Raw genomic sequence first — 22,390 nt, 5'->3', positions numbered from 1 at the left:
TTATTATGAATTCAAGAAAAGTGTTTTTTTAATTTTTCTAAATAACAATAGATTTTTTTGAGGAAATAATAATTAATGAAGGTGAAACGATGAAGAATTGAATTAGAAATGTTCACATATAAAAGTAGCCTTTAAATGAATATTTTAAACTCACTTAAAGACTATTAATAAGCATTTTATAGATTTTAGATTACATGTTTATAATGAAGTAGAAGTATCTTTTTTTATAAACTTATGGTCTACATAAAGTGCAATAGGTAAAACAATAAAAGAAATGATAATGAATGCCCAATTACCTACAAAAATATAAGGACCGAAAGCTAACATCGACTGTGGAATAAAAAACACATAGAAGATGGCTGATAAAAGCATCAAAATAACTACATAAGTAACTACCCATGTCCAATGTGATTTAGTAAAGCACTGCATTTGTACCGTTTTAAAAACCATCCATATAAATAGAAAGATTATAAAAATACCAATCATTACCATAATTGGAAATGTATATAAATATAAGCGGTTTGCGCCTATGAAAAATCCTATAAAACCTTTTAAAAAGCAAAATATGCCAAAGAATAGTAGTAAATGATTAACAATATACTTGAATATATTAATAATTGTTTCATTTGGTAATTTCTTTAATTCTTTTTTAGCATGTGCCTTCGGATCATGATCAAAGAAATCCATAGCTAACATCCCATTACTTTCAGCTTTAAATAACTGATTTAAAATGCGATTTAGCATTTTTTCAGAATCATGTGGATTCACACTTAAATCGGCACGTACATACGTCATATAATTCTCGAAAATCTCTCTATCCGTATTATTAAGCCTTAAAGACTTAACATTATTTTCACGCATCAATTTTTCAGTAGATTTCATTTGAATTTAGCATTCCTTTTTATAGAATATTAATGATAGGCTTATTATGACGAATATAATAGGATAAATCAATATAACTTTTTATTTTATGGAGGTAGTATGAACTTTATTAAATATAGTGATAAAGAAATCATCTCTAAAGTTGCGCAATTACACGAAAATGAGCTAGAAAAACAAGAAAAAGATTATAAAAAAACAGCATTGTCCATAGCGCTTAGGGAAGAAATGATCTTAAGCGGTATATATCATGGAACTGATGCTTTAATTGTTGAAACAAGCAATCAAACACTTATTGGCGTTATTTGGGGGCGTTTTCTAAAAGGTGAACAAAAAGTGATAACTGAATTTTTATATGTGGCATTAAATTATAGACGGCAAGGTATTGCATCAAGTTTAAAAGATGCTATAGAGGATTGGGCAATTGTTAAAGGTGCTAGTCAAATTCAAGGTACTGTATCTGCACAAAATGTTTTAATGCAACAATTAAATATAAAAAAAGGATACCATATGGATAAAGTAATAATGACAAAAAATATACCTTTGAGTAATGAAGAAGGTTAAGATAAATGATAAGATAATTGTGATAACGTATGGAAAAGGAGAACTTTAATGAAGAAATGTCTAGCCTTGATATTAGCGTCTACACTTTCGCTAACTGCGTGTGGAAAAAGTGATGAGAAAGCAACGTTAGAAAAAGATGTTCAAAAGTTGGAAAAAGATAATAAATCTCTAAAGGAACAAAAAGAAAAACTGCAAAAGCAACATGATAAATTAAAAGATAAATCTAAAGATTTAGAAAAAGAAATAAATGCAGACACATAATAAAATTTATAGAAATAATATAGAAAACTGATTGTAGAGTGAATGAGGGATTTAACTGAATAACAGTAAATATCGAATGAAATTATAGTATATAAACATTCGTAAATTTATTAGAAATAAGTGTTTTAAAATATGTAGTTTTATAGCATATTTCCTAGGAAATTATTGTAATGTGGTTTTGCTACTTGTTATAATGGGTATCAATAATGATAAAAGCAGTTTAGTATATGTGTATTAATTTAAAGTATAAAAAAAGTATTGGCTTACAGGGTAGTTATGTTGTTTTACATTTGTTTTACGAGCATATTTAAATTTAGGATAAAGCAAATGTGTAATTATCCTATATAAGGAGAGAGGTAATTATTATGCATGAACAAGATTTTAATTTATTAGAAGGTCGATCAATTACTTTACCAGAACTAGGTAGAGAAATAGAAAATATAACGGGTAGACAAATTAAAGATTCTACTGGTGAAATTAAACGTGTTATCGCACATTTACCAAACTTTGAATCAGATACAGATACATTTGTGGCTACATATCAACTAAATCATCAAAATGATTTTATTGATGCGACATTTACTGCTCCAAAGACTGAACGTAATCGTTTGAAAGAAATACCGGTTAATGTGGAGTTAATTAGTTATATTTCAAGAGCTTAGTTAATTTTTGATGTAAGGGGTGTAGCGCGTTATGATTATTCATATCGCGTTACTTTTGTATTAGATTGTTAATCAACCAGTATAGAGGTGTAACAGATGACAGTTTATATTGAAACTGAACGTTTAAGGTTACGTGACTGGGAAGAAAAAGATTTAAAACTTTTTCAGCAAATGAATGCTAATCCACAAGTTCGAAGATACTTTCCAAGTTTATTAAGTTACCAACGTTCAGAAAATGATATGAATAAAATGCAGAAAACAATTAATCAAGAAAGTATTGGTCTTTTTGCTGTAGAGCTAAAAGAGACGAATGGATGGTTGGGTTTTATAGGCGTTAATTACATAACTAAAGATAGTAAATATAATTTTGAAGAAATCCCTTTTTATGAAATAGGTTGGCGCTTAATACCGGAAGTTTGGGGAAATGGACTTGCTACTGAAGGTGCAGAGGCCGTATTACAGTATGCGAAGCAAAAAGGTATTCAAGAAATATATGCTTTTTCTACAGAAAACAATACACCTTCACGTAAAGTTATGGAAAAAATTGGCATGAAAGTTTACGATTATTTTGAGTACCCAGAATTGAGTTCTTATCATGAATTGAAAAAATGTGTGCGTTATTATATTAGTTTGACTGAAGAGTGAAAAGAGTAGGGGGCATTAGTAATGTCTCAACGCATGCCAAAAATGTAAGGTAATTTATTCAATTATTTTTATTTAAAGGTATTTTTAAATCAATTTAGCACTTATAAAAGTGAGACATAAATCGTTTGTAATAGATTTATGTCTCGCTTTTTTTATTCACAATCTATATTTTGCAATTTAATTATGAGTTCACTTAATATTTTTAGTGAGTGATCTATTTTATCAATTTCGATATAAGCATATGAAAATCTTATAGCTTGCTTGGCATCAACGCTATAAATTTCTCCGGGATTAATCAATATATTGTGTTGTACTGCTAAATCAAAAAGTTGTTTCATATCTATTGTACGATATAAGTTGAACCAAATATAGAATGAGCCAGTTGGAATATCCCAACTACCAAGTTGATTAAAATACTTATTTAGTGATTGTAAAAATTGGTCTCTCTTTATTAATAGTTTTTCTTTTAAATTCTGTATATGTTGATGATGGTATTGTGGATTTGCTAGCCATTGAGCTGCTATAAACTGTGAAATTGAGCTTGCGCCATAATCATTTTGCATTTTTAAATCAGCTAAATGTGATATTACAGAGGTTTTACCAATTATCCAACCGATTCTTAAACCAGGACTGACTGTTTTCGATAGACTACCTAAATATAAGATATTATCATTTTTATCTAAAGATTTTAAAGGTTGTGGACGTTGATGGTGAAAATATAATTCTCCATAGACATCATCTTCGACAATAGGAATGCCTTGTTGTTGGCACTGTTGTACAATTTTCATACGCTCAGTGTTAGTATAATTATTTTGTGTCGGATTATGACAAGTTGGAATTGTATAAAAAAGACTATGCCTAAAATGGTTTGAATTGTTAAAGATATGATTTATATTTTTCTTAATCGTTGAAATAGGTAATGCTTTTAATTTAGCTCGTATATTGTGCCAAGTTCTAATAGAATTTATATATGACGGTGTTTCAATAATGATATCAGATTTTGGGACTAATAAGCCATCTGCGATAAGCTTTAATCCTTGTAAAGCTCCAGAAGTTATACATACTTGATCAACGGTACATTGAATACCCCATTGTTGGACATGATTTACAATTGCTTCTCTTAATTTGAGGTTACCAAGTGGATACTCATAATTTGAGTTCAATGATTCAATAGAGCATTCTGATAATATTTTTTGAAATTTACTATTGGGTATTAAATTGGGATTTAATTCACCTGTACTTAACCTCTGTAATTGAGGTTTAAACTCTAATTCGTTAATGCGTTGTATAAAATATTGATTGTTTTTTGTAGTGCTGTGACTAATATAACTCTGCCATTGAATGTTGTCATTCAGATAAGTATTCCATTTATTGTCAGTAATAAACATGCCTTTTCTAGGTTTACTCTCAATAGTGCCATAACTATGTAAAATTTCGAGTGCTTGTATCACTGTTGAACGATTAACGTTGTATTGAGATGCTAAGCTTCTTTGCGTTGGTAATTTCATACCGGATTCAAGTTTACCCTCTTGAATTTGTAATAGTATATCATCAATGATTTGTTGGTATTTAGCTTTAGACAATGCAGTGACACCTCCTGGTTGGGTTACAAATTATGCTTTGGTTGGTCAAAATAATTAAGATTTATTATAGCATAGTGATTATAAATTATTGTAGATTCAAAAAAAGTAATTATTAATATAACCTGTAGGAGGTAATTTAAGTGTTAGAACCAATCATTCATGGCTTTATTTTAGCATTAGGTTTGATATTGCCATTAGGGGCACAAAATATTTTTATTTTTAATCAAGGAGTCAATTATAAAGGGCTAAAAAGTGTTGTACCTGTGATTATTACTGCCGGTCTTTGCGATACAGTATTGATTTTACTTGCAATATTAGGTGTCTCAATCATTTTTTATTCTATACCTGTATTACAAGTGATTATTTATTGTGTTGGGTTGGTATTTTTAATTTATATGGCATGGGCACTTTGGCACGAAAATTCGACAAAAATGAATCAACAAGAACGTATGTCTATAAAAAAACAGATCAGTTTTGCTATTTCTGTATCTATTTTAAATCCTCATGCAGTTATGGATACAGTGGGTGTAATTGGTACGAATGCGACTTTATATCATGATGAACGAAAAATTGCATTTACTATTGCAACGATCATTGTATCCTGGTTATGGTTTATTAGTTTAGCAATTTTAGGAAAGTACTTTCATCGGTTCGATAAAACGGGTATTTATATTAAGGCTTTAAATAAAATATCGAGTATCATTATTTTGATTGTGGCATTGATGATTGTGAAACAATTAGTTCAATTATTTATGTCATAAATGTGTTTAACGTGAAACTTTAAGATGTTTGACATTTTTATATAAACAGGACTATATCATTATTTTAGTGAAAAGCTAGTGCGTCATAGAGCAAGACATTATATCTGTTTAAAGTAGAAAACAAGTACATTTTAAAAGTGAAGCTTTAAAAATAATTTGTTTATGCAGCATTTAAAAAAGCAAATCAATTTAAAAATCAAAATGATTTGCTTTAAATTACTATTGAAATTGTGAATACTTAGAAAGTCATTTTAATCATAAGTTCTAGATCCTAATGGTTGATATTTATTAAGTGTTTCAAATAAAGATTCAGGTGTATCACAAAGTGGGGCTAAAGATTTGTATTTATCATCGATAAAACCTTCGTCAATCATGTGTTGTAGCATAGTGCTTAATGGATTGAAAAATTGGTTTATGTTATAGATCGCGATGGGCTTTTCATGAATACCGATTTGTGACCAACTATACATTTCAAAAAATTCTTCTAATGAACCTGCGCCTCCTGGTGCCATAACAAATGCATCTGCAAGTTCTGCCATTTTGAATTTTCTTTCGTGCATAGAATCTACAAGTATAAGCTCAGTTAAGTTTTGGCTTGTAATTTCTCTTTCATTTAACATATTAGGCATTACACCTATTGCTCGACCACCATAATCTAATACACCGTCTTGAATAGCACCCATTATACCTACTGAACCTGCACCGAATATTAATTCATAACCTTGTTCTGCCATGTATTTTCCTAATTCATAAGCTTCTTTCATATAGATATCATTTTTACCTTTGCTTGCACCACAATAAACAGCAATTCTTTTCATAATTAATCCTCCTTTTTAAATTAAGTCTTTAATTAAAGTAGAAAAATGAAACTCAAATAATTTAATATCTTGATTAGTGAATGGGGGTGGGCCTTTTGTTCTACCACCACTTTTCCTAATTTGTGCACTTGTGTGTCTTTGTTCTAGTAATGTATTAATATTTTGGTCATCAAATTGGAATCCTTTATGATGAAGTACAATATGTACTTTATTGATAAGTAAGCTAGCTAACCCATAATCTTGTGTAATAACAACATCTTTTGATTTAGCAAGTTTTACAATACGATAATCCACAGCATCTGGACCATCGTCGACATATATTGTGTCTACATGAGCAGGCTGCATTACAGTAGAATAATGACTGAAACTACGTACAATGATAACAAAAATGCCTGTCCCTTTGGTCAATTCAATTACTGAATTGGTTACAGGACAAGCATCTCCGTCTATTATGACCCGTGTCATTTAATTATTTACCATTTTCTTCATTGCTTTGTTTTACGACGCTTTTAGCTACATAATTTTTGTACTTCTTAAATTCAGACAATCTTGCTTTTTTATTCTGCTCTTGCGCTTTCTCTTCTTGTTTATGGCGCTTATCGATATTTTTTTGTAAAACTTTATCCAATTTATTAATATCTTTACGATTATTTTTTTCTAGTTTTTCGCCTTTTTTCTCTGTTTCATCGTCAAGTTTACCTGGTGTTAAGCCAATTTTCTCCATGTGTTTGTTAGCTTGCTTCATATCTTTGATACGTTGTTTTTTATTTTCTTCACGTAATTTCTCTTCTTGCTTATGACGTTTATCAATATTTTTTTGTAAGAGCTTATCCATCTTATTCGCTTCTTTACGGTTTTCTTTAGCTAGTTTTTCGCCCTTTTTCTCGATATAAGCAGGGTCGTGTTCTTTAGCGATACGTTTAAGTTCGCGTTTTTGATCTCTATCATGTTTCTTTTCTGCAACATAGTCTTTAGCGTTAGATGATTTTTCAACTACCGTATCTTTGAATTGTACAGATTTGCCTGCTACTGTTTTTGAAGCACTTACAGTTTTGTCTGTCGCTTTTTTAACATCTGGATGTTCTTTTATTTTTTTTCTCTCTACAATTAGAGGTACTAAAAACACAGGAGCTACTGTGATGATTGTTTTGATTAATTGTTTTTTGTTCATACTCGTTGCCTCCATTTAATTTATACTATCTTCATATTACCCTATGATACATGAAAATAAACTGTAATTACAGTTTTATAAAAGGCTTATGAAAAATAAATAAATAGCGCTCAACTTACCAATGACTAATTTTCAAGATTTACATATTATTTAAATAAAATAGGAGAGTTGATTTGTAATAGATTAGCGCTCTTTTTTATTCTAAATCGGTATAATGTGCTTATTAATATAGCATGAGTAAAGGTATTTATAAAATAAGCACTAAACAAATGTAAAATTAGACAATTAATTTATACTATTGTTTAAATGTGAAATCGCCAGAATTTGCGAAGTGTTTTGAGGAATTTTTGAGGAAGTAGTGCCAGTTGAAGACTAAGGTTGAAACCATAGTCTAGGAAAGTAAGTCAATTATAGGTAGTATTGTAAACAAAAAGCCAGTAAATGAAAAAACTCATTTACTGGCTATCTTTTTAAGATTTATGTCTTAGATTATTAAGTTCATTATTCCGTGATTAATTTATGCATTTGTAATGCCTTGTCCAATTCCAAATCCAAAGTAAAGAATAGCAATGATGATTACTAATATAATACGATAAATTGCAAAAGGAATAAGTTTAACCTTACTGATTAAGAATAAGAAAGTTTTAATTGCTATTAGACCTACAATAAATGCAGCTAAGAAACCTAAAATATAAAATCCGATATCACTTATATGAATGTATTCCATATTTTTAACCAACGATAGTGCACTGGCAGCTAACATAACTGGAACGGCCATAATGAATGTAAAATCTGATGCAGATTTATGATTCATTTTCATCAATACACCTGTTGAAATTGTAGAGCCAGATCTACTAAATCCAGGCCACATGGCAACTGCTTGAGACAGTCCAATTACAAAAGCTTGAAAATAACTAATTTGGTCTACAGTTTTAGGATTAGTAACTTTTTTACTATAAATATCAGCGATAATCATGTAAATCGCACCTATAAATAGGCCAATCATAACAGTGGGAACGCTAAATAAATATTTTTCGATTACATCATCAAAAAGTACACCTAATATACCAGCTGGAATCATACCTACCAAGATATGTAATAAATTGAGTCGTTTAGGCTTTTGTCCAATACCATCAATAGGTTCAGATTTATATTTGCCAATATGTAGCATTTCAAAATAACGTTCTCTGAATACCCAAGCACCAGCAAAAACAGAACCGAGTTGTATTACAATTTTAAAAGTGAAAGCGGACTGAGAACCAAGAAACTCACTTGATTTTAACCACATGTCGTCGATTAATATCATGTGACCTGTGGAAGATACAGGGGCAAATTCAGTTAAGCCTTCAACAATACCCAAGATAATACCTTTAATTAATTCAAGTATTAACATATTTTACCTACTTTCTTTCTTTTTTATTCATTAATATTCTACTTTTCATTTTTTAATCATAGCATAATAAAAATGAAATTTACCACATATATGTGATTTTATAGTGAAACTTTAATAGGAAATAATTATTCGTCTTTAGAATTATAATTTAAACATTAATATTTAAATTATAATTATGACAAAAATATGAAACTAGCATAAAATTGTCACTGAAATACAATGCGAATTAATTCAACTTTTATAGAATAAGTCTATAATATGTGACAGGTGATATTTTGTGAAAAGATTAACAAATATAGTTTTAAAATATAAAATTTATCCAATGCTAATGTTTATATTTAGTGTATTGTTAGCATTGACAGTCGTAGTACAAAATATTTCAATAGCAGAAATTTTAAATAGATTGTTATTGAATACGCAACAAGGCTTAATAGGAATAATGATATTTACATTGATTGTGCTTCTTGCGAGGGCAACGTTTAATACCCTCAATCAAATGATGGGTGATAAATTAGCAAGTATTGTTAAGTTTGATTTACGTAAACAAGTAATTTTAAAAAGAACACGCGCACCAATTGGTGTACAAATTAATACATTGACGCAGAATATAGATGGCATTACATCATTTTTTAATAGTTATTTACCACAAGTATTCAAATCGATGATGATTCCTTTATTTATAATTGTAGCAATGTGCTTCATACATTTAAATACGGCATTAATTATGATAGTGACTGCACCATTTATCCCAATGTTTTACATTATTTTTGGTTTGAAAACACGTGACGAATCAAAGGATAAAATGACTTATCTTAATGAATTTAGTCAGCAATTTTTAAATAAGGTTAAAGGACTTATTACGTTAAAACTATTCAATAAAACGCATAAGACAGAACATGAGTTATATGAAGAGAGTACAACATTTAGAGATTTAACAATGAAAATATTAAAAAGTGCGTTTCTCTCAGGACTAATGCTAGAATTTATTAGTATGTTAGGCATTGGTTTAGTTGCGTTAGAGGCAGGATTAGGTCTGATTTTATTTCATAATATTGACTTTAAAACGGCAGCGATAGCAATTATATTAGCGCCTGAGTTTTATAATTCTATTAAAGATTTAGGACAATCATTTCATACAGGTAAACAAAGTGAAGGCGCAAGTGACGCTGTATTCGAATTACTTGATCAAACACCTCAAGTGAAAAAAGAAGAACCGAATGTAAATAAGTATCAAACACCGATTGTTCAACTGCGTGATGTGTCTTATCGATATTTAGATTCGCACCTAAATGCATTAAATGAAATTAATATAGATATACATGAAGGGGATCGTATTGCTTTAGTAGGACAAAGTGGAGCAGGGAAATCTACCTTAGCACAATTGATAGTACAAAACTTCAAACCCGTATCTGGAACCGTATCATTTAAATATGAAAATATGAAAATAGGATTTTTAAGTCAAAAACCATATATCTTTGGTAGTTCAATTAAAAATAATATTGCTATGTTTCGTGAATATAATGATGGAGTGATATTAAAAGTATTAGAGGATGTAGGGTTAAAACAGAAGGTAAGTGCTTTAAAAGATGGTGTCCATACAGTAATTGGTGAAGGTGGAGAAATGTTATCTGGCGGTCAAATGAGAAGAATTGAATTAGCTAGGATACTATTATTAAATCCAGATTTGCTTATATTTGATGAACCTGCAACAGGACTAGATGTTAAGACAGAACAAATTATTCAAGATGTCTTAATGACAGCGTTTAGTAATACAACAATGATCACAATAGCGCATCGTGCACATACAATTCGAAATGCAAACAAACGCATCGATTTAAAAAACGGCTATATTGATTCTATTCAAAATCTTAATAGAGACAATGCATATAAAGGTGGTGATGAACGATGAAACCACGAATTAAGTTTAAAATAGACAGAGACTTAGGACTTTCTATTATCGTAGGCGTAATTGGTAGCGTCGTTGCACTATGCATGTTCTTTCTAAGTGGTTACATGGTAACGCAAAGTGCTTTAGGTGCACCGTTATTTGCTTTAATGGTGTTAATCGTTTCTGTTAAAATGTTTGGTTTTTTACGTGCAATAGCACGTTATATAGAAAGGTTATTATCTCATAGAACGACATTTACTATGTTACGTAATGTAAGAGTACAATTTTTTCAAAAGTTAATACCAGTTGTGCCTAATATATATAGAAAATACAACTCAAGTGATCTTATATCAAGAATGATTGACCGTGTTGAAGCTTTGCAAAATATATATTTACGTGTGTATTATCCACCAGTTGTCATTGGTATTACTGCTATCATCGCTACAATTGTAATGGTTTATTTTTCATATATACATGCAATCATTATCTGTATCAGTATGGTATTAACATTGGTTATAATCCCGTGGTTAAGTGGTAAACGTGCAAGACAATTAAAGAAAAAAATTAATTTAGAGCAAGATGGTTTACTAAGTAACTTTTATGATTATAAAGAAGGCTACGAAGAATTAACACGCTTTAATCAAGTTGACAAATTTGAAGAGGGATTATTAAATCATCTTGATTTATATAAAAAAGCACAAGCAAAAGAACAACGATTTTTAACAATTTATGAATATAGCTTAAATATTGTTTCTATGTTTGCTTTATTTGCAACTTTAGCTTTGGGGGCGCTGCAAATTCAGCGACAAGAATTAGATGTTGTTTATTTAACAAGTATTGTTCTGATGATGTTGACCTTATTTGAACAAGCAATTCCAATGAGTAACGTTGCTTATTATAAAGCAGATACAGATGAATCATTAGCGGATTTAAATGAGGTCATCGCTTATCCAATAGTTCAAGGTTCTGAACACCTCACTGCCGATCAATCTAAGCCGCTAGTGGATGTTAAAGCTATTCAATTTAAATATTGGAATCAATCACAATATGTTTTAAATGATGTTAATCTCACTGTCGAAAAAGGTGAGCATGTCGCAATTATTGGTCCTTCTGGGTCAGGCAAAAGTACATTATTACAATTGATGCTAGGATTATACGAAAGTGATAGTGGCTATGTCAGGTTTAAAGGCCAAGATATCACTAAAATTAAAGACAACGAGAAATATGAGGAAATGAATGCATTATTACAAAGCCAACAACTTTTTGATGGAACTGTAAGAAGTAATCTATTTACAGATAAAGCTGATAGCTATATTAATGAGGTGTTTAATAATTTAGGATTACAACATATTACTTTGGACAGGGAAATAACTCTAAATGGTAATACTTTATCTGGTGGAGAAATACAACGAATTGGTTTAGCTAGATTATTATTAAGACGAGCGCCACTTTGGATTCTAGATGAGCCTACAACAGCGTTAGATATCAATCATACTGATTCAATTATGCGACAAATTCATAATGTTGCAGAAACATTAATTATAGCTACACATGACCTAAGATTACTGGCTGATTTTGATAAAATTATTGTTATGTCAGAAGGAAATATAGTAGAATGTGGTGATTATCGAACATTGATGGAAAATAAAGGGTATCTATATCAAATGATGGAAATTAATAAAAGTGAATAGTATAAAAAAAGAGGGCTCAAATACTTTTGTGTTTGAGCTCTCAATATTATAAAATCTATAATTTGTTTGATTTAACTTTAACTTAAGAAAATTATTTTGCTTTTTCTTCTGTAAAAGCATTGATTACTTTACTAAGTAATCTGTTTAATTCATCTGACTCATCTGAGCTTAATGAAGATGCCACAGCGACGTCTTGGCATGCTGTGTCTAACTCAGGACGAATTGATTCGCTTTTTTCTGTTAAGTGAATAAATACTTCACGTTGGTCTACTTCTGAACGTTCACGTTTGATTAAATCAACTTGTTCCATTCTTTTAAGTAGTGGTGATACAGTACCTGTATCAAGTGCCAACTCTGTTACGACTTTTTTAACATTTACGGGTGACTCAGACCATAAAATTGTTAAAACTAAAAATTGTGGGTAAGTTAGTTTGTATTTCTTAAAGACATTATTTGAGTAGTAGCGATTTACCTGTCTTTGAGCATTATACAAACTGAAACAAAGCTGTTCCTTTAAATTAAGTTCTTCAGACATAAAGTTCTCCTCCAGACATTCTATCCGTTTTGTTCTCTCTGTATCGGATTGAATCCGTCTAATGTTGTGCGATACTCCCTCCAGAATACTTTTGTGCTTTGCCATGCTAAAATAAAACCTGTACAAAAATCCGGAAGTCTTTTAATATTGTATCAAATAAAGACCTAATTATATAAGTATTTAAACTTTTATGCAAACATTTATTAGAAATGAGTGATAATTTTGAAAAATATTAAAAATCGAAAAATTGCTATTACAATACTAACAGGCTTCTTAGGTAGTGGTAAAACTACATTTTTAAAAAATTATGTAAATTACCTATTAAATAACCAAGAAAAACCACGTGTAATTGTAAATGAATACGGGAATTTAGATGTAGATAGCTATACGCTCGGTAATCAAATTGAGGTTGCATCTATATTAAATGGTTGCGTATGCTGTGATTCACAACTGGATTTAATAAAACAATTAAAACATTTTATTAACAAAAGTGCAATGCACCATATAATAATTGAGGCAACAGGCATTGCGCATCCATTAGAAATTATAGCGGCTTGTCAAGACCCTGAAATTGCTGAAAGTGTTGATGTGCCTACTATTATAGGTTTAGTTGATGGACCTCAATTTTTAAAAAGAAAGTTGTATACAAATAATACAAAAGATTTAATGGAAGAACAATTGAAAGTCTGTCATGCAATTATTGTTAATAAAATGGATTTAGTGAAAAATGATACAAAAGCAGCGCTAAATGATTTAGAAGAATTGAATCCCAATGCAGCCATTGAATATACAACTTATGCAGAATGTGACATAGCACAATTATTATATCACTCAAATGTTTCATCAACATCCGATATAACTAGACATGGGCATCACAACGGCATAAATAGTTTAGTTTATACATTTACTGGACCGATTGATAGACAACTATTTTATCAATTTATTTTACGGTTGTCTGATAATGTTCTAAGATTAAAGGGATATGTTAAATTTCATGATGCTCCAATGGATACTTATGAATTTCAATATGCAAATGGATTACCGGATTATCACGTTATAAATCAATCTATGGAATTGAAAATTGTATTGATTGGTGAACAACTGGATATAAATCAATTACGCAACAAATTAGATGTAATACAATTCACATAAACAAAATGTTAAAGGTGTGGTGCAATTATGGAAAAAGTTAAAATTAATCAACACGTATCATTTTCTAAAGTTATTCAGGGGTTTTGGAGAGCTAAAGATTGGAATTGGACGCCACAAGCGTTAAATCGTTATATAAATGAGTTAATTGATAGAGGTATAACGACTATGGATCATGCTGATATTTATGGAAATTATAGTTGTGAAGGCATATTTGGGGAAGCGTTGAAATTGTCACCACAATTGCGCAACGAAATAGAAGTTGTTTCAAAATGTGGCATCGTATTACCTACAGATCGTATACCTAATGCAAATGGGCATCGCTATGATCATAGTAGTCAACATATCAAGCGTTCTGTTGAACGTTCATTACAAGAATTAAACGTAGATTATTTAGATACGCTATTGATTCATAGACCATCTCCGTTGATGAATCCAGATGAAATTACAGAGGCATTAAAATCATTAGTTACTGAGGGGAAAGTGAAATCGTTCGGGGTTTCTAATTTTAATAAATCACAATATGACTTAATCAATCATAGTTTAGTATGTGATAAATTGCATATCACTGTAAACCAACTTGAAGTTTCTCCGTATACATTAGACGCAATCGATGATGGTATTTTAAACCATATGTTTAAAGATGATGTTAAAATAATGGCATGGAGCCCGATGGCTGGAGGTAAATTATTTGATTTGAATGATGAAAAAGCAAAACGAATTATGCATGTAATTACACCACTTACTGAGAAGTATGAGGTGACAACAAATAGTATCATTGTGGCTTGGCTGAATAAGCATCCAGCATCTATTATGCCAGTGTTAGGTACACATAATATAAATAGAATTGATGCAGCATTGGAAGGTTTTAATTTTACTTTGACTGACCAAGAATGGTTTGATATTTACACAGCATCATTGGGTCACGATATACCGTAATTTATTTGTAAGAGGAGCGTAAGCAATGAAAAACCAGAACGACGAACAACGTAGAAAGCAACTAAAATTTGAACGAAACTTTATTAATATTCCATTTTTAGGATTTGCATTAGTTATTGCAATTTTAAATTTAAGTTTTCCGGATATTAATATTATGATGACATTGTTTGGATTGTTTTTCTTATATAATGGAGGCATTTTATTTGTATCATTTATTAAACATTATAAAAGAACGACAATATTGTCATTATTTTTAACAATTTTAACTTTAGCATTATTTGGATTATCGCTTTATTTATATGCAACAGCAAATAATTTAATTTAAAGTGACATTGTATAACTTAAGATGATTTGGGAATTATAATCACAGATGAGAAATAAGATTATAGGGGGAAATGAATGGAAGTCTGGATTACACACTTTATGGAGAAATTTGGTTATTGGGGCATCGCATTTTTAATCTTTTTAGAAAATGTGTTTCCACCCATTCCTTCTGAAATTATATTAACCTTTGGTGGATTTATGACTACGAAATCCGATTTAAGCTTTCTTGGTGTTACGATAACTTCAACAATTGGATCTGTACTTGGAGCGATTGTATTATATGGTATAGGCGCTTGGATTGGTGAACATAATTTATATCGATTTATCAATCGCTATGGGAAAATATTACGTGTGAAAACAAAGGATTTAGACAAGACAATTGGTTGGTTTGAAAAATATGGATATTGGACAATATTTTTCTGTCGTTTTGTCCCATTATTAAGAAGTTTAATTTCAATTCCAGCTGGTTTAACGCGTATGAATATGCCGTTATTTATTATTTTCACTACCATTGGTACATTGATTTGGAATATCGTACTTATTTACTTAGGGCAAGCAGTTGGAGGCAATTGGCACACAATTGTAAATTATATGGACATTTATTCAAAAGTTATTTATATAATTTTAGCCATTTTAATTATATTTGTCCTTTGGAAATGGTTTAGACGTTCAAAAAAGAATAAGTAAATGTGATAAACATACTTTATAAAATTGAATGATGAATTTATTTTCGCAAACACATTGTATTCATTTCTAATGTTATAATAAAGATAATAATTTAACGATTGAAGGGATACTATGGCAAATAGAAAGGTTTCAATTATAGGCGCAGGTAATACAGGTGCAACGTTAGCATTTATCATTGCACAACAAGAACTTGCAGATGTTGTAATGATTGACAGACCACATAATGAAGGACAAGTGAAAGGTAAAGCATTAGATATCTTGGAAAGTAGTCCTGTGTATGGATTTGATGTAGATGTTAAAGGATCAGTAGACTATGCTGATACTGCAAACTCTGACATTGTAGTAATTACTGCAGGTGTACCGAGAAAGCCGGGCATGAGTAGAGATGATTTAGTTCAAGTTAATGAATCAGTCATGCACGACGTTACGAAAAGTATTGTTGAACATTCACCAAATTGCACAATTATTGTACTAACTAATCCAGTGGATGCTATGACTTATTCAGTAATCAAAGCATCAGGTTTTCCTAAATCACGTGTGATTGGACAATCTGGTATTTTAGATACAGCAAGATATCAAACCTTTATCGCTGAAGCATTAAATGTATCTGTAAAGGATATTAGAGGATTGGTGTTAGGTGGGCATGGTGATACGATGGTTCCATTAGTAAATTCAACAAATGTGAATGGTATTCCTTTAAATAAAATGTTGGATAGTCAAACCATCGAAAGTATTGTTGCGCGCACGAGAAAAGGTGGGGCAGAAATTGTTGAACTATTAGGTAATGGCTCAGCATATTATGCACCAGCATCAGCAATTTATAGTATGATTGCGGCAATCTTAAAGGATCAAAAGCGATTATTACCAAGCATTGCTCTATTAGAAGGTGAATATGGTTTTACTGATATTTGTTTAGGTGTTCCAACAATTTTAGGTTCAAATGGAATTGAGCAGGTTGTCGAGTTACAATTATCTGAAGAAGAGCAACGTCAATTGCAAATTTCAGCCGATTCTGTGACTGAAGTAAAACAATCTTTAACTAAAAAGTAACTATATATTTAATTTTCAAAGTGAAATAAAACTGCCGACAAATGTAATGTTTGTCGGCAGTTTTATCATTAACTTTATATTTTTATATGATGCCTATGAAATGACAGCAACTTGTCTATTTTAATGTCGAGATTGTAAAGTCAATTATACCATTTTTAAATTGATCATTACATTTTAAATAGGCAAATATAAACAGCGACATACTCAAAGAAAGTTAAGATATACATGTATTTGAGTCTTAATTTCGCTTTAATTGGTACATTCCATTTTTGGTATTTACGTTCGTAATAAAATAATTGCAAATAGAATAACCCGATACCAAGAGGTAAGCACATGAGCAAGATACTCTTTTTATAGCTAAATCCAATATCGTGTAATAAATGACCAATAATTAATTGGGCGATAATTAGAACAATCGCTAATACTATGAAATTAAATGTCATTTAGTTGCTCGCACTCCTTTCGCAAATGAAAATAGTAAGATTTGAAGTGTCACTAATAATAAAATGAAACCAAATGCATTCAAATCTGTTCTTAAAACGACTTCTTTAATTATACGCATTGGTTCATTGATTAGGTAAACAGAATGTAGTCTTAAAAAACGTCCTATAAATATACCAAAGCCATTTAAGAACATCATGGCAACGATAATTGTATAATTTAACCATTTATGCTTAGTGAAGTGTTCCATCTCTATAAACATGATTGTTAAAAGATATAGTGCGAAAATGACTGCTGACACAAGAAATGTAAAATATGCCCATTCAATTAATAATAAACCTTGGTAAAAGTTGAATGAAAATTGATTTAAGTGAATTAAGTCAGTAACCATATATAAGGTGTTTGGCACCATAAGTAGAAATATCAATGAAAAGATGATGAAGAGTGGCCACTCAAATTTGAATTTAGGTTTAAATAGATTTAAAAGTAAACAAAGTTCAAAAGGAACGTATGCTAAAAATAAGTTTAATGTCATAAATTTATAAAAACTATTAAAGAATATAGATACGATCATCAGTAAAAGAAAAACCGTCCTTGCAATATAACGCGCACGCATAGATACACCTACCTTTTATTTATATTCGAATTTTATATTTTAGAAAGTTAACTATCATATTTATTGTACGTAATTTCCAAAGATAATAAAAAAATGTAGTTCCATATATTTGAAATACGAATATACATAATACAAGGTTCAAAATCAAAATTCAATGATTGTTGTATTTTATAATTAGTAGTGTAACGATTTATTTTAATTTAATGAAAAACTTATTTTAGTAAATGGGTAAAATAGATGAAAGTGAAATTTGTGAACAATTTGGTGATAAACAACTATGGGTAAAATAAAAACGAGGACAATCTCTAATTGTAAATGAAATGCATTAATAAGAAAATAGTGTGACCATTATCGTAGGTAACATGTAATTTTAGTTGCCCTTTTATGCATACATTAGTAGACATTGTCCTAGTTTGAGTATCTTGAAACGCTTTATATGATAGTTTTTTTATAGGTCTAATAGATTGAGGCCAATTTCTTCGTTGAATTTTCGATTGATGTCTAGGTTAGTCATTGTGATAATGATTTCTGCAGTTGCTGATACTGTCGCCTTTGATAAATGACCGCTATATGTTTTATATGTGTTTGTGCCAAATGTTGCGTGTAAATGTGCAAAAGGTTTATCATCAATATGAGAAATATTACCTAATAAACTAGTTAATTCCAATGATTCCTGAATTTGTTTTTTCTCGTAAGTTTTGGTCTCTAAATTATAAAAGTTTAATTCAACTTCTGAGCATGCGCCAATACCACTAACCGATCCGAATTTACCACCTTTTTCTTTGGCAATATCAGTAACCGATTCTACGATATCTTCCCCTTGTTCTAATACGAGTACGATTGTATTATTTTCTTCTTGATATATCATTTAAACCACCATCCTATCACTCTTTACCCTTTATTGTACTACTAAATTATGGTTATTTAACAATTTGATGAGAAAAATAAAATTCTTCTATTGTATTTACCAGGCTTGGTGTTATAGAATATTCTAATATTATGTTTGCGACAATTATATAGGGAATAGGGTATAAAGTGTTTATAGTTAATAAAATATGAGTTAATAAAATTTTATCTTAATTAAAAAATATAGTCTTATTTAATAAATAGGTTAAACGTGTATCAGCTTAAATTAAAAAATATAAATAGTTTTTACTCTACCTTGGGTATTGAGAAGTGGAGGGAGTCATGTGAATAAGCAATTTGTAATTTTGTATTTTAATATTTTTCTAGTCTTTTTAGGTATAGGTTTAATTGTACCCGTACTGCCTGTTTATCTTAAAGATCTAGGACTTAACGGTAGTGATTTAGGTATACTAGTAGCAGCATTTGCGCTTGCTCAAATGGTGATTTCACCTTTTGGTGGAACATTGGCGGATAAATTAGGGAAAAAATTAATTATCTGTATTGGTCTAGCTTTATTTGCTGTATCTGAATTTTTATTTGCAATCAGTCATTCATTTAGTTTGCTTATTGTTTCTAGAATTTTAGGAGGATTCAGTGCAGGAATGGTTATGCCAGGTGTAACAGGAATGATTGCAGATATTTCTCCAGGTAAAGATAAAGCGAAAAATTTTGGATATATGTCAGCGATTATTAATTCGGGTTTTATACTTGGACCTGGTCTAGGTGGTTTTTTAGCAGAATTCTCACATAGATTGCCATTCTTTGTTGCTGGCGGTAGTGGCTGTTTAGCATTAATTTTATCAATAATATTAATTAAAAATCCTAAGAATGAAACGCAAGATGGTTTTACAAAATATCAACCTGAATTACTTAGTAAAATCAATTGGAAAGTATTTATTACACCAATTGTACTTACGCTTGTCTTAGCGTTTGGTTTATCAGCATTTGAAACATTATTCCCGCTTTATACAGCTGATAAAGCGCATTATTCACCATTAGATATTTCATTTGCGATTACTGGTGGTGGTATCTTTGGTGCCATTTTCCAAGTATTCTTTTTTGATAAATTTATGAAATACTTTAAAGAGTTAACTTTTATAACATATGCATTGATATATTCAGCGCTAATATTATTAGGATTAACATTAGTTCATAGTTATTGGTCAATTATGGTTATAAGTTTCATAGTGTTTATTGGTTTTGATATGATAAGACCTGCTATTACAAATTATTTTTCTAATATAGCAGCAGATCGACAAGGTTTTGCAGGTGGACTTAATTCAACATTTACAAGCATGGGGAACTTTATTGGGCCGCTTGTAGCAGGTAGTTTATATGATATAAATTATGAGTTTCCATTGTATATGGCAGTGTTAGTTATGTTATTGGGAATACTCGTAATATTTGTTGAAAAATCGATTAGAAAAAGTTTTAAAAAGGCATAAAACATAATTATAAAAATCTTTAAAATCTTATAAAGAAATAAATTCAGAAATGCCGGCAAAGGAATTCACTTTGCCGGCATTTTTTTATAATTTACGATGGTTCAAAGTCTTAGTTTAATATTTGATTAACCAATTCGAACAAGTAAAGATATGAACAGGCTCTTTTATTTGAACAATATATAGTTAAATAAAGTTAGTATTAAAATAGCGTTACTTCTTTATTAGGGTAAAGAAAACATGACAATTAGATTAAATTGAATCATATTGCGTAATACTATTGTTACAGATATTACATTTGTTTTAAATTGTGGCCTATATAAGTTTTTTGTTAATTTTATGTGCTAGTATATAGAGAAATGTTAAAAGAAATGTGGGTATCAATGAATGAGTATCAAAAATTTAACTTTAGCTATATCAGCGTTGTTTTTATCTGGTTGTTTAGTCTTATTACTATTTTTAGCGACACACCAAAATGCGTTAGTAACAGTTCATGAAAAGATTTCGAGCTTTTCTGGTTTTGAAAGTATAGTAGAAGCTAAAGATAAACCAAAACAAGAAGAAGAAAATGACAAAAATGAACATGGTATTATCGAAGCATCTATGAAAGAAGAAAATGTAAAATCACATAATGCAAAGAATTTTGTCCCAATTGCGCAACATTCTACTCATAATTTAGAGAATAATGCGATCGGCAAATCGAATTTACCCCAATTTGAAAAAGCGTTAACAGCTGCACAAAAAAAGGTGAATCAAGATAATCATAGCGAGAATAAATATAATGATTATGGTATTGATAGTACATGCCAAGGTGTATATTATTATATCTTTACTTTTAAAAATGAAAAAAAGCCGGACACATTTTACAGAGTAACTGTTAATAAGCATAATAAAGCTGAAATTTTTGATACCTCATATCATGTTGCAGATAACCCACCAAACAATGCACCATGTATTTCACCTCAAGAATCTGAAGTGATCGCACAAAAATATGCGACAGATAACTTAGGAAATAATGCTAGCCTAAAACAGGTTAAACAATCAAAAGAGGGCATGTACTATACATTTAGTAATTCTAAAACTCAAAAAGAATGTAAAGTAGTTATCAATAAAGCAGGAGATGTAATTCAACAACCTGCATTAAAATAAATAGTTAAGCTGATTGTTTGTCTGACGATAATGATATTATTGTAGAATAAACGTCAGCTTTTTTATTTTATTAAAAATTAGGCATCAAAATAAATAATATAGTTTAAATTCTGGTATAAGCGTACAATAGCTATAAATAGGGTTAAATGAGGTGTAAACAACGTGAAGGAAAAAAAGACGAATGCGATGCGTATATTAGATCGTAATCATATTGAGTATGAAGTAAATCGTTTTCCAGTGACAGCAACACATATGGATGGTCATACAGTAGCTAAATTAGTCAATGTAAATGCGAGTGAGATATTTAAGACGTTAGTTTTAGAAAATGCACAGCACGAACATTTTGTATTTATAATACCAATTAATGATACTTTAAATATGAAGCTGGCAGCTAAAGCTGTTAATGAAAAAAAGCTACAATTAATGCCCCTTAATGATTTGAAACAAGTGACTGGTTATGTAAGAGGGGGATGTTCTCCAATAGGTATGAGAAAAAAGTTTCCTACTATAATAGATAATCAAGCTAAAACATTAGAGTCAATATATGTAAGTGGTGGGGAAAGAGGCGCACAAATTCGAGTGAAAGTCTCTGATATTATTGAAATTACGGAAGCTACAATGACAAAAATCACGGAAATGTAGATTTAATGGTTATATTTTTAAATAAGAAGACGTAAAAACGATGAAATATTATGATCGTTTTTGCGTCTTTATTTTATATAAAAGTAATATTGGCAAAAAAGTGACAAAAAGTTGAAAAATTATTATTAAAATGATTGTTTTTGATTGTTTTTGACAAAATATGATTGAAAAAAGAAAGCGGAAACATTATAATA

The 22,390-nt window shown here is 30.1% G+C and carries 24 protein-coding genes and 1 pseudogene; 15 read left to right on the top strand and 10 right to left on the bottom strand.

What is annotated here, in order from left to right; all coding sequences use genetic code 11:
• Nucleotides 1–198: 198 nt before the first annotated feature.
• Nucleotides 199–882 (bottom strand): DUF1129 family protein, encoded by a 684-nt coding sequence (locus MHZ36_RS10830; protein ID WP_239231647.1) that lies wholly within the window; start codon nt 880–882, stop codon nt 199–201.
• Between the two features lie 99 nt (nt 883–981).
• Here MHZ36_RS10830 and MHZ36_RS10825 point away from each other — a divergent pair, with 99 nt between their 5' ends.
• The 4 genes and pseudogenes from MHZ36_RS10825 to MHZ36_RS10810 all read left to right on the top strand — a co-directional run bounded on the left by MHZ36_RS10825 (nt 982) and on the right by MHZ36_RS10810 (nt 3,011).
• Entirely contained in the window at nt 982–1,443 is a 462-nt protein-coding gene (locus tag MHZ36_RS10825; protein ID WP_239231646.1) for a GNAT family N-acetyltransferase, read from the top strand.
• A gap of 48 nt (nt 1,444–1,491) precedes the next feature.
• A pseudogene (locus MHZ36_RS10820) lies at nt 1,492–1,689 on the top strand (SA0632 family lipoprotein); the annotation flags it as partial.
• 380 nt (nt 1,690–2,069) lie between these two features.
• The gene (locus MHZ36_RS10815) at nt 2,070–2,366 is read left to right on the top strand and encodes a hypothetical protein (RefSeq protein ID WP_239231645.1); all 297 of its coding nucleotides are present in this window, start codon (nt 2,070–2,072) and stop codon (nt 2,364–2,366) included.
• A 96-nt stretch (nt 2,367–2,462) separates the two neighbouring features.
• Complete coding sequence (locus MHZ36_RS10810) at nt 2,463–3,011, top strand: GNAT family N-acetyltransferase (RefSeq protein ID WP_239231644.1); 549 nt, start codon at nt 2,463–2,465, stop codon at nt 3,009–3,011.
• Between the two features lie 152 nt (nt 3,012–3,163).
• Here the strand turns inward: MHZ36_RS10810 and MHZ36_RS10805 are convergent, their stop codons facing one another.
• The gene (locus MHZ36_RS10805) at nt 3,164–4,594 is read right to left on the bottom strand and encodes an aminotransferase-like domain-containing protein (RefSeq protein ID WP_239231643.1); all 1,431 of its coding nucleotides are present in this window, start codon (nt 4,592–4,594) and stop codon (nt 3,164–3,166) included.
• A gap of 140 nt (nt 4,595–4,734) precedes the next feature.
• Here MHZ36_RS10805 and MHZ36_RS10800 point away from each other — a divergent pair, with 140 nt between their 5' ends.
• A complete protein-coding gene (locus tag MHZ36_RS10800; RefSeq protein ID WP_239231642.1) occupies nt 4,735–5,355 on the top strand; it encodes a LysE/ArgO family amino acid transporter in 621 nt (206 codons plus the stop codon).
• A gap of 251 nt (nt 5,356–5,606) precedes the next feature.
• Here MHZ36_RS10800 and MHZ36_RS10795 read toward each other — a convergent pair whose 3' ends face one another.
• From MHZ36_RS10795 to MHZ36_RS10780, 4 genes are all read right to left on the bottom strand, one after another.
• A complete protein-coding gene (locus tag MHZ36_RS10795) occupies nt 5,607–6,173 on the bottom strand; it encodes an LOG family protein (protein ID WP_239231641.1) in 567 nt (188 codons plus the stop codon).
• Nucleotides 6,174–6,188: 15 nt separating this feature from the next.
• Nucleotides 6,189–6,638, bottom strand: a complete 450-nt coding sequence (locus MHZ36_RS10790; protein WP_239231640.1) for a YaiI/YqxD family protein — start codon at nt 6,636–6,638, stop codon at nt 6,189–6,191.
• A 4-nt stretch (nt 6,639–6,642) separates the two neighbouring features.
• Nucleotides 6,643–7,344 (bottom strand): hypothetical protein, encoded by a 702-nt coding sequence (locus MHZ36_RS10785; RefSeq protein ID WP_239231639.1) that lies wholly within the window; start codon nt 7,342–7,344, stop codon nt 6,643–6,645.
• Nucleotides 7,345–7,861: 517 nt separating this feature from the next.
• Nucleotides 7,862–8,737: an undecaprenyl-diphosphate phosphatase gene (locus MHZ36_RS10780; protein ID WP_239231638.1), complete on the bottom strand. Its 876-nt coding sequence runs from the start codon at nt 8,735–8,737 to the stop codon at nt 7,862–7,864.
• Between the two features lie 277 nt (nt 8,738–9,014).
• Here MHZ36_RS10780 and MHZ36_RS10775 point away from each other — a divergent pair, with 277 nt between their 5' ends.
• Entirely contained in the window at nt 9,015–10,646 is a 1,632-nt protein-coding gene (locus MHZ36_RS10775; RefSeq protein ID WP_239231637.1) for an ABC transporter ATP-binding protein/permease, read from the top strand.
• Nucleotides 10,643–12,316, top strand: a complete 1,674-nt coding sequence (locus MHZ36_RS10770) for an amino acid ABC transporter ATP-binding/permease protein (RefSeq protein WP_239231636.1) — start codon at nt 10,643–10,645, stop codon at nt 12,314–12,316. The genes MHZ36_RS10775 and MHZ36_RS10770 overlap by 4 nt, the downstream gene beginning before the upstream one ends.
• Nucleotides 12,317–12,407: 91 nt before the next feature.
• Here the strand turns inward: MHZ36_RS10770 and mgrA are convergent, their stop codons facing one another.
• Nucleotides 12,408–12,851 (bottom strand): global transcriptional regulator MgrA, encoded by a 444-nt coding sequence (gene mgrA, locus MHZ36_RS10765; protein ID WP_239231635.1) that lies wholly within the window; start codon nt 12,849–12,851, stop codon nt 12,408–12,410.
• 222 nt (nt 12,852–13,073) lie between these two features.
• On the opposite strand from mgrA, the gene MHZ36_RS10760 reads away from it, so the two are divergent.
• The 5 genes from MHZ36_RS10760 to mdh all read left to right on the top strand — a co-directional run bounded on the left by MHZ36_RS10760 (nt 13,074) and on the right by mdh (nt 17,000).
• Nucleotides 13,074–14,003: a CobW family GTP-binding protein gene (locus tag MHZ36_RS10760; protein ID WP_239231634.1), complete on the top strand. Its 930-nt coding sequence runs from the start codon at nt 13,074–13,076 to the stop codon at nt 14,001–14,003.
• Between the two features lie 27 nt (nt 14,004–14,030).
• Nucleotides 14,031–14,939 (top strand): aldo/keto reductase, encoded by a 909-nt coding sequence (locus MHZ36_RS10755; protein WP_239231633.1) that lies wholly within the window; start codon nt 14,031–14,033, stop codon nt 14,937–14,939.
• Nucleotides 14,940–14,964: 25 nt separating this feature from the next.
• Nucleotides 14,965–15,264, top strand: coding sequence for a hypothetical protein (locus MHZ36_RS10750; RefSeq protein WP_239231632.1), 300 nt, complete (start codon nt 14,965–14,967; stop codon nt 15,262–15,264).
• Between the two features lie 74 nt (nt 15,265–15,338).
• On the top strand, nt 15,339–15,950 hold the full coding sequence (locus tag MHZ36_RS10745) for a DedA family protein (protein ID WP_239231631.1): 612 nt from the start codon (nt 15,339–15,341) through the stop codon (nt 15,948–15,950).
• Between the two features lie 111 nt (nt 15,951–16,061).
• Nucleotides 16,062–17,000 carry a malate dehydrogenase gene (mdh, locus tag MHZ36_RS10740; protein WP_239231630.1) on the top strand — a complete coding sequence of 313 codons (939 nt, stop codon included), beginning with the start codon at nt 16,062–16,064 and terminating at the stop codon, nt 16,998–17,000.
• Nucleotides 17,001–17,167: 167 nt separating this feature from the next.
• On the opposite strand, the gene MHZ36_RS10735 is transcribed toward mdh, so the two are convergent.
• From MHZ36_RS10735 to MHZ36_RS10725, 3 genes are all read right to left on the bottom strand, one after another.
• The gene (locus MHZ36_RS10735; protein ID WP_239231629.1) at nt 17,168–17,443 is read right to left on the bottom strand and encodes a hypothetical protein; all 276 of its coding nucleotides are present in this window, start codon (nt 17,441–17,443) and stop codon (nt 17,168–17,170) included.
• Nucleotides 17,440–18,057 carry a DUF1361 domain-containing protein gene (locus tag MHZ36_RS10730; RefSeq protein WP_239231628.1) on the bottom strand — a complete coding sequence of 206 codons (618 nt, stop codon included), beginning with the start codon at nt 18,055–18,057 and terminating at the stop codon, nt 17,440–17,442. The genes MHZ36_RS10735 and MHZ36_RS10730 overlap by 4 nt, the downstream gene beginning before the upstream one ends.
• 448 nt (nt 18,058–18,505) lie before the next feature.
• A complete protein-coding gene (locus MHZ36_RS10725) occupies nt 18,506–18,925 on the bottom strand; it encodes a PPC domain-containing DNA-binding protein (protein ID WP_239231627.1) in 420 nt (139 codons plus the stop codon).
• A gap of 322 nt (nt 18,926–19,247) precedes the next feature.
• Here MHZ36_RS10725 and norA point away from each other — a divergent pair, with 322 nt between their 5' ends.
• From norA to ybaK, 3 genes are all read left to right on the top strand, one after another.
• Nucleotides 19,248–20,408, top strand: coding sequence for a multidrug efflux MFS transporter NorA (gene norA, locus MHZ36_RS10720; RefSeq protein ID WP_239231626.1), 1,161 nt, complete (start codon nt 19,248–19,250; stop codon nt 20,406–20,408).
• Nucleotides 20,409–20,792: 384 nt separating this feature from the next.
• Nucleotides 20,793–21,554 carry a hypothetical protein gene (locus MHZ36_RS10715; protein ID WP_275432197.1) on the top strand — a complete coding sequence of 254 codons (762 nt, stop codon included), beginning with the start codon at nt 20,793–20,795 and terminating at the stop codon, nt 21,552–21,554.
• A 162-nt stretch (nt 21,555–21,716) separates the two neighbouring features.
• Nucleotides 21,717–22,196: a Cys-tRNA(Pro) deacylase gene (ybaK, locus tag MHZ36_RS10710; protein ID WP_239231625.1), complete on the top strand. Its 480-nt coding sequence runs from the start codon at nt 21,717–21,719 to the stop codon at nt 22,194–22,196.
• The last annotated feature ends 194 nt before the right edge of the window (nt 22,197–22,390 follow it).

It is taken from the genome of Staphylococcus sp. ACRSN (genome assembly GCF_022346615.1).
Classification (GTDB): Bacteria; Bacillota; Bacilli; order Staphylococcales; family Staphylococcaceae; genus Staphylococcus.
The sequence above is the reverse complement of the archived record's forward strand: the minus strand, read 5'-3'. Positions and strand labels throughout refer to the sequence as shown.

Bases quoted from the DNA above. Each gene is read 5' to 3' on its own strand.
- MHZ36_RS10830 (WP_239231647.1), bottom strand. From the start codon at position 882: ATGAAATCTACTGAAAAATTGATGCGTGAAAATAATGTTAAGTCTTTA.
- MHZ36_RS10825 (WP_239231646.1), top strand. From the start codon at position 982: ATGAACTTTATTAAATATAGTGATAAAGAAATCATCTCTAAAGTTGCG.
- MHZ36_RS10815 (WP_239231645.1), top strand. From the start codon at position 2,070: ATGCATGAACAAGATTTTAATTTATTAGAAGGTCGATCAATTACTTTA.
- MHZ36_RS10810 (WP_239231644.1), top strand. From the start codon at position 2,463: ATGACAGTTTATATTGAAACTGAACGTTTAAGGTTACGTGACTGGGAA.
- MHZ36_RS10795 (WP_239231641.1), bottom strand. From the start codon at position 6,173: ATGAAAAGAATTGCTGTTTATTGTGGTGCAAGCAAAGGTAAAAATGAT.
- MHZ36_RS10790 (WP_239231640.1), bottom strand. From the start codon at position 6,638: ATGACACGGGTCATAATAGACGGAGATGCTTGTCCTGTAACCAATTCA.
- MHZ36_RS10785 (WP_239231639.1), bottom strand. From the start codon at position 7,344: ATGAACAAAAAACAATTAATCAAAACAATCATCACAGTAGCTCCTGTG.
- MHZ36_RS10780 (WP_239231638.1), bottom strand. From the start codon at position 8,737: ATGTTAATACTTGAATTAATTAAAGGTATTATCTTGGGTATTGTTGAA.
- MHZ36_RS10770 (WP_239231636.1), top strand. From the start codon at position 10,643: ATGAAACCACGAATTAAGTTTAAAATAGACAGAGACTTAGGACTTTCT.
- mgrA (WP_239231635.1), bottom strand. From the start codon at position 12,851: ATGTCTGAAGAACTTAATTTAAAGGAACAGCTTTGTTTCAGTTTGTAT.
- MHZ36_RS10755 (WP_239231633.1), top strand. From the start codon at position 14,031: ATGGAAAAAGTTAAAATTAATCAACACGTATCATTTTCTAAAGTTATT.
- MHZ36_RS10750 (WP_239231632.1), top strand. From the start codon at position 14,965: ATGAAAAACCAGAACGACGAACAACGTAGAAAGCAACTAAAATTTGAA.
- MHZ36_RS10745 (WP_239231631.1), top strand. From the start codon at position 15,339: ATGGAAGTCTGGATTACACACTTTATGGAGAAATTTGGTTATTGGGGC.
- mdh (WP_239231630.1), top strand. From the start codon at position 16,062: ATGGCAAATAGAAAGGTTTCAATTATAGGCGCAGGTAATACAGGTGCA.
- MHZ36_RS10735 (WP_239231629.1), bottom strand. From the start codon at position 17,443: ATGACATTTAATTTCATAGTATTAGCGATTGTTCTAATTATCGCCCAA.
- MHZ36_RS10730 (WP_239231628.1), bottom strand. From the start codon at position 18,057: ATGCGTGCGCGTTATATTGCAAGGACGGTTTTTCTTTTACTGATGATC.
- MHZ36_RS10725 (WP_239231627.1), bottom strand. From the start codon at position 18,925: ATGATATATCAAGAAGAAAATAATACAATCGTACTCGTATTAGAACAA.
- MHZ36_RS10715 (WP_275432197.1), top strand. From the start codon at position 20,793: ATGAGTATCAAAAATTTAACTTTAGCTATATCAGCGTTGTTTTTATCT.